This window comes from Shewanella benthica KT99, from assembly GCF_000172075.1.
GTDB classification, from domain to species: domain Bacteria; phylum Pseudomonadota; class Gammaproteobacteria; order Enterobacterales; family Shewanellaceae; genus Shewanella; species Shewanella benthica_A.
On sequence record NZ_ABIC01000015.1, the window covers coordinates 79,168 to 86,032 of the forward strand.

The 6,865-nt window shown below is 40.8% G+C and carries 6 protein-coding genes; 5 read left to right on the top strand and 1 reads right to left on the bottom strand.

Features of this window, described 5'->3' with window-relative positions; genetic code table 11:
* Positions 1 to 295: 295 nt before the first annotated feature.
* Positions 296 to 904 (bottom strand): recombinase family protein, encoded by a 609-nt coding sequence (locus KT99_RS09270; protein ID WP_005499310.1) that lies wholly within the window; start codon positions 902 to 904, stop codon positions 296 to 298.
* A 999-nt stretch (positions 905 to 1,903) separates the two neighbouring features.
* Between KT99_RS09270 and KT99_RS09275 the strand changes: the two genes are divergently transcribed.
* From KT99_RS09275 to KT99_RS09290, 5 genes are all read left to right on the top strand, one after another.
* Positions 1,904 to 3,151 carry an HlyD family secretion protein gene (locus tag KT99_RS09275; RefSeq protein ID WP_005499311.1) on the top strand — a complete coding sequence of 416 codons (1,248 nt, stop codon included), beginning with the start codon at positions 1,904 to 1,906 and terminating at the stop codon, positions 3,149 to 3,151.
* Positions 3,151 to 5,307: a peptidase domain-containing ABC transporter gene (locus KT99_RS09280; RefSeq protein ID WP_005499312.1), complete on the top strand. Its 2,157-nt coding sequence runs from the start codon at positions 3,151 to 3,153 to the stop codon at positions 5,305 to 5,307. The genes KT99_RS09275 and KT99_RS09280 overlap by 1 nt, the downstream gene beginning before the upstream one ends.
* Positions 5,308 to 5,520: 213 nt before the next feature.
* Complete coding sequence (locus tag KT99_RS20740; RefSeq protein ID WP_005499313.1) at positions 5,521 to 5,658, top strand: class IIb bacteriocin, lactobin A/cerein 7B family; 138 nt, start codon at positions 5,521 to 5,523, stop codon at positions 5,656 to 5,658.
* 27 nt (positions 5,659 to 5,685) lie between these two features.
* Complete coding sequence (locus tag KT99_RS22010) at positions 5,686 to 5,838, top strand: hypothetical protein (protein ID WP_157752196.1); 153 nt, start codon at positions 5,686 to 5,688, stop codon at positions 5,836 to 5,838.
* Positions 5,839 to 6,189: 351 nt separating this feature from the next.
* Positions 6,190 to 6,372 carry a hypothetical protein gene (locus KT99_RS09290; protein WP_040571807.1) on the top strand — a complete coding sequence of 61 codons (183 nt, stop codon included), beginning with the start codon at positions 6,190 to 6,192 and terminating at the stop codon, positions 6,370 to 6,372.
* Positions 6,373 to 6,865: the final 493 nt, after the last annotated feature.

The window sequence follows — 6,865 nt, forward strand, 5'->3', positions numbered from 1 at the left end:
CCCTTTCTAGTTATTTGAACTTTGAACCGTCTTACGTTTGTGTTCGGTTACTGATTGAATATATACTGTTTATTCATCCACGGCTCGATTTTAAAAGGAATATAGTTATGTCTCTTAAACCAGGTCCAAAGCCAATTGCAGATTCAACTGGTAAGGTTGATCAGCGTCGACGTGATAACAAAAAAACTCCAGGAAACAATCCAGCTCTAAAACCTAGTAAGTCTTCTAAAAAATAGATTTTATTTTCCTGTTATCTATAGCCCTTGATTGGGCTATTTTTATTCCTTTGATCTTTTTAAGTTAGACGTTTTTTTACTTTGGAAATAGTATGCCTGGAACACCCCAATAAATTAACGATGTAGTTGTAACTTTTACCGTCAGTCAGCAAACCTTCTATTTTTTGATGCAGCACTTTGTCTTCCGGTCTGCCCTTATATTTACCTTCACGCTTTGCGCGCTGAACTCCTTGCGCTTGTCGTCTACGTCTATCTTCATAATCTTTACGCGCTACCGCTGCTAACATATCTAGCATCATGCTATTGAGCGCCGACATCATTCGTTCTGTAAACGCATCAGCATTTTTCATAAATTGATAACTGGTAGGGAGGTCGATAGAAACGACTTTAATACCTTTTTGGTTTATCTGGGTTTTGAGAGTCTCCCAATCTTCACTGTTTAGCCGGCTTATTCGATCAACTTGTTCAACCAGCAATACATCTCCCGGTTGAGCGACATCGAGTAAACGAAACAGTTCGGGTCGCTTTAGGCTTGCGCCGGATTCGTTTTCTTCAAACCAACAAGCAATGTGTAAACCCATTTGCTCGGCAAAGTCTGATAATTGTTCCTGGGCTCTACTGGCATCTTGTTCCGCAGTCGATGCCCTTAAGTATCCATAAATTCGCATTGCAGCCTTAGTTAGTGCATTTTACATAGGTTCCCATATGGTGGTGCATTATACATGTAGAAATGCTACATAGTGCACTTTGTTTGCGGTGGTGCATTATAGGTATACTTTATTTGCACTAGTTGATTGTCAGTTACCAAACTAATTTCTGTCGGATAGACGACACTTGTTACCAAGTGCCGCCCTCCTAAGAACCAGCGTGCAACTTTCACTGCACTAGGCTCAAGCCTCCACTAAAGCACCGTTAGGTACCCAGCAACTTAAAAAGCAGTTTGGATAGGTTCAGACCACGAGTTACGACATGCTTCTGGCTGTTCCCGCTCGATGAATTTATCGAACTTCGTTACATTGTCAGATCCGCTACTTTATTCAGGATTCTAGGGTCATCTGGTGATACAGATGGTTCACTCAAAAGCGGTGAACAGTGCTTCATACGACCTCACGTCGCATGCCCCAAGACTAATGTACATTTCACTTATCTGAATTAGCCCTTTTTAAACTAATGTAAAATACTGTGTTAGTGAACGTTACCCAGATTTTTGACCTGGCGGTGATCCTTAATTGATTTAAAGTGCTTAGTAAAAAATAGAGAGCAATAAGCTCGCAATGACATCAATGAGCAAATATTTATTCATTGATGTGGATAAAAACCGTTCACTATTTTACTCGTCAACAAAAATAATTAATAAATTTTTCTAACTTCTATTCATCTTTATTAACTCTAAAAACTGACACGGTTGTTAATTTTGTTTTATCCAGGTTGGCGCTGCGACGCAGTAATTATGGCAAGCCGAAAGAGTTATTAGCAATTACGCAACCTTCGGGTAAGCTGTTTCACATGATGAAGATGTTTTTATTTCTCCTTTTTATGTTGCAAAGTGTTTGATAGTAGTGTCTTATTCACCCCGGGTTTGTGACACGTGTAACAAAATTGATCGTTAGCATGTTGTAGCTCAATGCCAAAAGTATTTGGCATGTATTTGAGAATATGGAAGTTGTATGTCTGAATTATTTCGTCAACAAGCCGTTGAGGCGCAGAAACAGAAATTACACGGTGATGTGTCATTGGCACAGCCTATTTCAATTTATATTTCTGTATTTACTATCCTGTCTATTATCATCGCCATTGTATTTTTCTTGTCTTTTTCTCACTACGCTCGTAAAGAAACAGTTCGTGGTTATTTAGTCCCGGACAAAGGCTTAATAAAAACGTTTGCCAACCGTAGCGGAAATATTGAAATATTGCATGTATCTGAAGGTGATATTGTTAAAAAGGGCTCACCTTTAGCGACGATAGTATTAAGACGCAGCATGCTCTCTGGTGAAGAGTTAAGTGAGTCACTCATTGAAGAGTTGAGACTGCAACTTACGCTGCTTCAAGTTGAGCAGAGTGTTAATAGCACCATGGAAGTAAAAGATACCGCTCGTTTAAAAATATCAATGACGGATAGTCGCGCATCTCTTGCGGTATTGGCTAAGCTTGAAGCCCTGTTAGTTGAAAAGTTAGCGCTGCAAATGGCGCAACAGGTTCAGCATAAAAAGCTGTATAAAGACGGCTTCTTATCGACGTTAGATTACCAATCTCAGCAAGAGAAGTTCATTGCTGTTAGGCAAGAAATTGAAAACTTAACATCCAACCAAGTACAAATTCAAAGCCAACTCAATTCAGCGTCAGCAGAGCTGGATGTCTTACCCAGCCAATATGCACTTAAAGCCGGCGACCTAGCAAGGCGACGTTCAGAGCTCAAGCGTCAAATTGATGAAACTGAAAATAATTATCGCTACGTTATTCGAGCAACAGAAGCAGGCACAGTTGCATCGATACAAATCGTAGAAGGTGAGTTTGTTGTCAATAGCCGCCCATTAATGAGTTTAATTCCACAAGGGGCGCAATTAGTTGCGGAGCTATTGCTGCCAACGCGTAGCGCGGGTTTTGTTAAGTTGGGGGATGAGGCCAGATTGCGGTTTGATGCATTTCCATACCAACGATTTGGTTTCCTAGCAAGCCAGGTTTCTCGGATTGATAAAGCGTTACTACTCGATGGCGAAGCCAGGGTGCCTGTGACCTTGTCAGAGCCTGTTTATCGCATTAGAACTCAATTATCAAAGCAAGATATGCTGGCCTATGGCGATAAGTTCCCACTCAAGAGCGGCATGTTATTGGAAGCTGATATCGTATTAGATAGACGCAGCCTGCTTGACTGGTTACTTGACCCTATCTACAGCTTACAAGGGAGGGTGGGTTAATGGTCGACACATCATTAAACCAACCTAGTAACCCCGTCGAGTTGTTAGAGTTTTCTGGTAAGAAACGCGTGCCGCTCATCTTGCAGGCAGAAATGGCGGAGTGTGGCCTTGCTTGTGTCGCCATGATTGCTAGCTTTCATGGCCATAAGCTTGATATGGCAGCATTAAGGAAACGCTATAGTGCTGACCTTAAGGGGATGAAATTACAGCAACTTATTGGTTTAAGTGACAGCATGGGACTTGCTAGTCGTGCGCTGCGATGCCCGATTGAAGAGATTGGTAAGTTAGCTTTGCCCTGTGTATTGCATTGGGACATGAATCACTTTGTAGTGCTTACTGGTGTCACAAAATCAGGGGTGAGTATTAATGACCCTGGGCTGGGTAAGAGAAAGCTATCCCTTAAAGAGTTTGCCGAGCACTTTACGGGGATAGCACTGGAACTAACCCCCACAAAGGGCTTTGAGCAGCAAGATGAACGCCAACAAATGCGTTTATCCCAGCTCTGGAGCAAAATGACAGGGCTGGGTAAAACCTTAATCTCTTTGTTCGTACTGTCCATATTACTTCAAGTTTTTGCACTTGTGACGCCCTATTACATGCAGTGGGTAGTGGATGAGGTACTGATTAGTCAGGACAAACCACTGCTAATCGTGCTCGCGTTAGGCTTTGGCTTGCTTGCCATTATTAATGTCATTACTACCGGTGTACGTAGTTGGTTAGTGCTTAGGGTATCAAGCCTACTCAATATGCAGATGGGCGTTAATCTGCTGCGTCACCTGCTTAGATTACCCATGAGCTATTTTGAAAAACGCCATATCGGCGATTTAGTTTCACGCTTTGGCTCCCTTGCTCAAGTACGTGAAAGGCTCACTACTGGACTCGTTGAAACAGTAGTTGATGGCGTGATGTCAATTGCCGTATTGGTGATGATGCTCTTTTACAGCGTCAAGCTGACTTTGGTGGTTGTCGCAGCCATTTTGATTTATGCCTTGCTGCGGTTAGCCCTCTATCGTCCTTTACACCGTGCAACCGAAGAGTCCATTCAGGCTAGCGCAAAAGAGCAGACTAACTTTCTTGAAAATATTCGTGGTATTCAGACTATCAAGCTGTTTACCAGTGAGCCACAAAGACAAAGCATTTGGCAAAACCGTTATAGCGAAGTTATCAATGCAGACATTCGACTCGGTAAACTAAAAATCAGTTTTGAAGCGGTTAATAAACTGCTATTTGGCCTTGAGAACATCATTGTTATCTATCTTGCGGCAACAATTGTCATGTCGGGTGGCTTAACCATCGGTATGGTGCTGGCTTTTATTGCTTATAAAAACCAATTAACGGAGCGTTTCGCGAGTTTAATCGAACAGCTTATTCTGTTTCGTATGCTGCGCCTACATTTGGACCGAATTTCAGACATTGCACTGCATGAACAAGAAGCCAACCGTGAAAGCATTATGCCGCTTAATAAAGTGACCGGGCAACTCACCCTTGAGAATGTAAGTTATTGTTATGGAGATAATGAGCCGAATATTATCAACGATGTATCCCTAACGATTAACGCACATGAATCAGTCGCAATCGTGGGAGAGTCGGGTTGCGGAAAAACAACCTTAGTCAAACTGATGCTCGGGTTACTCACCCCCACTCAAGGCCGCATATTACTCGATGGGCAAGATATTACTCAAATCGGCCTGACTCAATATCGGCAGCAAATTGCAGCCGTCATGCAAGATGACACTTTATTATCCGGTTCAATCGCCGACAACCTGACCTTCTTTGAGCCTGAGCCCAATTATCTACGCATGCAGCAATGTGCACAAATGGCTGCGATAGACAGTGATATCAGTAAGATGACCATGGGATATAACACGTTGGTCGGTGACATGGGCAGTCAGTTTTCCGGTGGACAGGTTCAACGTCTTCTACTTGCAAGGGCTCTATACCAGCAGCCTAGTTTACTGTTTATGGATGAAGCAACTAGCCATTTAGACATAGACAACGAAGCGAAAATCAGCGAGCAGATAAAGCATCTTGAAATAACCCGAATTATTATTGCGCACAGACCAGAAACCATCAAGCAAGCACAGCGGGTATTAGTGATGCACCGAGGTAAAGTCTATACGCCAGAAGAGATGCAGAAATTAACAGGAACGGAATAAATATGATGAGCATGAGTTAAAAAGGTGCATCGGAAAAGGAATTTAAACGGTGAAATATTGAGCTCAAAGTAACAACAATATTTCATCGGTTAAAAACAAGGATGTGGCAACTTTAGACGGACGCCACACCCTTGGTCAATCGCTTAAGGCTGGGTGGCGTTCCTAGCACTTAGGCAAACATAACGTTAAACAGTTTAAATTAAGGAAGATATTATGCAAGAACTATCGATGGAAGAGATTGAGCAGGTTAATGGCGGTGTAATCCCTTTAGGTATAGCTGTAGCACTACATATAGCAGGTAATATAGGAAGTGGATATGCATGGTACAGGTTTGCACAGGATATGAGATAAAAAATTTAATTAAATTAGGGGAATTTTATGAGAGAGCTTACAAGTTGTGAAATTAATAACGTTTGCGGTGGTTTTTTTGGTTGGGCTGCCACAGCTTTTGTTAAAGGCTGGAACTACGGCGGAGGTCTGAGTTCATTCGGTCAAAACTATGACAATAGATATTTAATGCAAGCTAAATAACTTTGTCTGGATGTAAAGCTTGCTTTCAACGAGCTTTACATCATTTTTATAAGGGTTTTTATGCTTAAATCACTTTTAATTCCAGTTTTTGTTTTTGGTATTGTTAAGTTGGTCTTAACACTTGTTATAGCGTTTCAAAGTTTAAATGCCTTTGTCATTACGTTGTTTGTGTTGTTGATTTTTGTAAATTTTTACATTTTGATTTTTTTGATTTCAGGTCGATGGCTAGGATTGGATACATTAAAAGGTAGTGTGTATAAATAATTGCTGTTTTCCTGGATTGCCTTGGTTACTTTTTAGATTTGTGAGTTCCACGTTTTAAAATTTAAAATATATAAAAAAGGAGGGGATGTGGTCAATACAAATAGAGGCGGAGGTGACGATAGAGATAGTCAAAATATCGTAGAACAGGTTCTTCCTGTAGAGTTTGGTATGATTGAATCATTACATAGCTCAAAAACATTATTGCTTATGGTTGTAATTGGGGTTATTTTTTTTGTTGGTTTTTTCTTTCTTTTACTATATATGGCATAACATAAGTCTGTTTTTAATGGTATATGTACTAAGTTGCTAAACTTGTTAGGTTTTTGTGTTTGATGTGGACTGGTCTATTGGTGAGGTTGGCAGCGATAAGATGGATTGCACAAATAACGATGACGTGGCGTCATGAATCAGGGCAACCGCATGAGTTAGTAGAATGTTATCAGCAATAAATTACTAACCTATATAATTCGTAGAACGGCTTACACTGTATAATATTCAAACACCGCTTTGTTGTTTTTTTTCGTTATAGTCTTAACCCAGTAAATGTTACAAAATAGATAGCTGAAATTAACAGAGGGTTAACTCGTGCGGTCGCCCTGCGCCATCAAAGGTAAGCAATGTTTATTTTATTCATTTTTATTTATAACTAAAGGAGTAGTCATATGAGTAATGAGGAGCTATCGATATTGGATATAAATGAAATTGATGATGTGCAAGCATTACAACCTATGATTAGTACGGGGTGGGTAAGGGCGGTATAGCG